The organism is Anaerobiospirillum sp. NML120448, from assembly GCF_023050945.1.
Taxonomy (GTDB): domain Bacteria; phylum Pseudomonadota; class Gammaproteobacteria; order Enterobacterales; family Succinivibrionaceae; genus Anaerobiospirillum.
Window position 1 is genome coordinate 1 of the sequence record NZ_JALKIM010000127.1, and the last position, 3,586, is coordinate 3,586.

General features: G+C 35.7%; 2 protein-coding genes. Both read right to left on the reverse strand.

What is annotated here, in order from left to right; genetic code table 11:
- Window positions 1-88: 88 nt before the first annotated feature.
- Window positions 89-3,115, reverse strand: a complete 3,027-nt coding sequence (locus MXE38_RS11920) for an IS66 family transposase (protein ID WP_246915364.1) — start codon at window positions 3,113-3,115, stop codon at window positions 89-91.
- A 164-nt stretch (window positions 3,116-3,279) separates the two neighbouring features.
- Window positions 3,280-3,586: hypothetical protein (locus tag MXE38_RS11925; protein WP_246915366.1), on the reverse strand; the 307-nt coding region annotated here is incomplete at its 5' end.

Consider the following 3,586-nt stretch of genomic DNA (forward strand, 5'->3'; position numbering starts at 1 on the left):
GTTACGCACCATCAACTACAAAAGCTTTTAAATGCATCCTTAACTGGATGTATAGTCTAGCTCATGCTCCTGTGTCTGGAGTATGAGCTTATTTTTTTCTGGCTAATAGAGCCTTATAATCTTTTGGCGTTAGGCCTTTATAAGAAATAAGGTTAAGCCATGCGCTAGAGGTATTTCTTGGATCATAAATACCAACTTTATACTGCACACAACACTCTTTACCTTCTTTATCCTTAACATTTTCACAAATGTAAGAACGACTAGGCATTTTTAATACCTCATCGCTGAATTTATAAGGCATTCCTGAGATTTTTCTCATCTCTTTTTCATGTTGCTGTATGAGGTCAGGGTTTTCCATAAGATCCCATGCTCGTTGTCTTATGTTAGCTTGTAACCATATCAGATAATCTGTAACATCGACCTCTGCATACATACAATTAGTGATGATATTATGTATGTTAGCATAAGCTGATAGACCCTCAGGGCTATCCATCCAAAAGGAAACTCTCCTACCAATAGCTAATGGCCTAATAGCTCTTTCAACACCAGATTGTGAAAGCTCAATATCAGGACTATCAATAAAGTTAGACATAGTATTACGAGAGTTAAACCAATAGAGAACACCTTTTGCCATATCTTTATAGATTAGGTCTGGGTTCATTTTGTAGGTTTGACGTTTTTCGTTGTAGATAAGTAGCCCTAACTTACCAGCAAGCAACTCCATAATCTTGTTTAAAATGTAAAGCAACTTCACTGAGTGAGTATTACGGGCCTCTGTTAACTCATCCTTATAAGCAACAGAAGTATAGTCAGTATGTTTCGCATTGACCATTCCATCTACAGCAAAGATTGCATTGATTAGGTAATATACTATCAGTATTGCTAAATCAGTATGCTTAATTGCCTCAGGATGATTGGCTAAAAATTTCTTTAAGTTAGAGCCAAATTGTGAAAACTCAGTATCTTTCGGCAACAATTCATCGTTATAAATTGTTAGTAAACCACTATCTTTAAGATAGACATGAAAAGGTCTTCGTCCGTGAGTGAAGCAGGACGAGTGTTGCACGTTATCAGCAAAACAGCCTTTAGAAAAAAGCGAAGCATAAACACCATAACCATCTGTCTTAACTTTTATTTGGTTTTGCTCTGCTCTCAATGTTCTGATAGGCTTTAAAAAGGAAATACAACTTTCCTTAGATCTGCTAGAAAAAGATTCAAAACAGCATTCCTGCTGCTCTTCTGTCTTTCCTGTTCTTATAGCCCATATGTAGTAATTTTCAATTTTTTTATTTTCGCCAGAACGCACTTTGCCTGTTGTTTCATCAGCCAAGATGCTTGATGATCTACTTATAATGTCGACTTTACTCTGCTGGTTTACACCATGCACCACTCTTCCTAAGTCAAGAACATGAGCATTATATGTCTGCCTTGAGCATATTTCACAGTCATCAACAGCGTTAGCAAACATCGTATGTATAGCATTAGTTGGTGGATAAAGACATTTTAGAGCAGCGGCAACAGCAATAGCTTCAATGGAAAGAGAAACGCCTTTAAATAAAGGTATAGCCCCATTAACTTTATAGTTAAAGTTAATAGGATCTATTACCTTGACACCGTTATACTCAATAATAGTGTGTTCAGTAGCTACATTGGCAATATCAGAGTTATATTCAATCTCTCTTGCTTTAGCTTTTCTAGCAGAATTGTTTATATCATCAACTTTAGCTACATTGCCCTCTTGCTGACTTAAGGAAGCTTTAAGATGCTCTTTATGTTTAGATTCATCATAAGACATAGGAACGTTCTTGGCTTGCTTATATTTGCGAGCATGCGCCTTAACATCTGTAGTTATGTAGTTAGCATTTTCAGGATTATTTAAAGAGTTATCTTTCTCGAGGAATGCCTTATTAGCAAGACTGAGTCTTTCTTCCTCTGATAAAGATGTATTGCTAAGTATTTCTTTAACTTTTTCTTTAGAAACATCAAACTCTTCAAATAGAACTTTGCAGACATTCAATAATGATAGAGAGCACTCAAATGAGTGTTGACAATTAGGATCTTGGCTTTTTAAGAGATACTCAGGAACTAATACCTTATGTAATTTATTGTTTGAACAGTCCATTACAGAGTTTTCACGCACTATATGACTGATCTTAAACGTATGAGTCTTATTACAAAGAGGGCATATCATATCAACACTAGTAGCTTTAGTACTAAGTCTATGACGAGTTCCTACAATGTCAGCAGCATATTTATCTACTTGTTCATCTATAGAAATAGTTATCGGCTCATAGAGGTCGCCATTAGTATGAGTTTTGCTAACAACAATTTTGCTAACATCCTCTAAGACATCAAAAAGAACAGTGGTAACAGCTTGGGCGTTAATAGGAGCATCACTACCTTCATTAATTAAGGCAGATAAAGCTTTAATAGACTCCATATTTGATACAGAGCTTAGCTGTTCATGATATTTATTCTGATACTCTGACTGCTCTAGAAGATACTCACGTTTTGGAGCGCCCTCTTCACATATTTGTGCTAAATCCTGTACTTCTTGATCCATTAATTGGTCGTGTGAAGAGAAAGAAAGACCTTTATCATCATCATTTGTAGACTTAGATGAATTACTACTTTTTCCAGTGTTTTTCTCACTAGAATTACCTATACGCATTAGTCGAGCGTTTAGGTTAATGATCCTAGTACTCAAGCTTTTTGATACTGTTAAGTTTTGCTCAAGAGCAAGAACAGCGTCTCTAATGCTAGCTACATCATTAAACTCATCCAGTAAACTAGATAAAAGTTCTAGAGACTTGCTATCTAACGCTGTTTTGATATTTTCAAATGCGTTCTGATATTGGTTAAGCTTATCTGTTAAGGACTTACAGCTCTTCGATAACTTATTGTTTTCTTTAGTAGCTGCATTAAGTTGAGTTTGAAGCGCATTAAGTTGTTCATTAACTTCTCGATTATGATTCATCTGCTGCTCATTTTGAGCTTCATATTTAGCCAACCTTTCTAGTTGATGATGGAGTTTCTCCAGCATATCAGAATCAAACCCTGTAGCCGAGTTTTGAGCTACTTGTGAGCCATTGGAGGTAATAGCAGTTTGAATCAATGCCTGAAGCTCTTTGATGTCCTGAATATTCTGGTTAACAGTTTTGTTGTTAGACTTGGACTTGGACTTAGACTTGGCTCTAAACTTAGACATAGCTAATCTCCAAATAAAAAGGGGAAGTTACATCATAACTTCCCCAATTATATACTGTTCAATTGTTTCGTTTAATACCTTGATTTATTGATTCTTGGAATTGTTCCCGTTTGAAGTAGTTTTTCAAGCTCAGAGCGCTTAATTAGAGTTGGCATTAGATTGTTACGAAGAAGATATTTAAAGCGTCCTACCCTCAATCGTCTTTTAGCACAGGTAATACCGTGTTTATCAACAATGAAGATTTTACATAAAGTAAGCTTCTCGTTGAAAGAAATTATCGTTATTGGATCTACACCATTCCAAAAAACATCCAAAGAGTTGGCATTTAATAGAGCCAACATAGTAGGAATTCCATAATTTGCACTAATAGGCTGATTA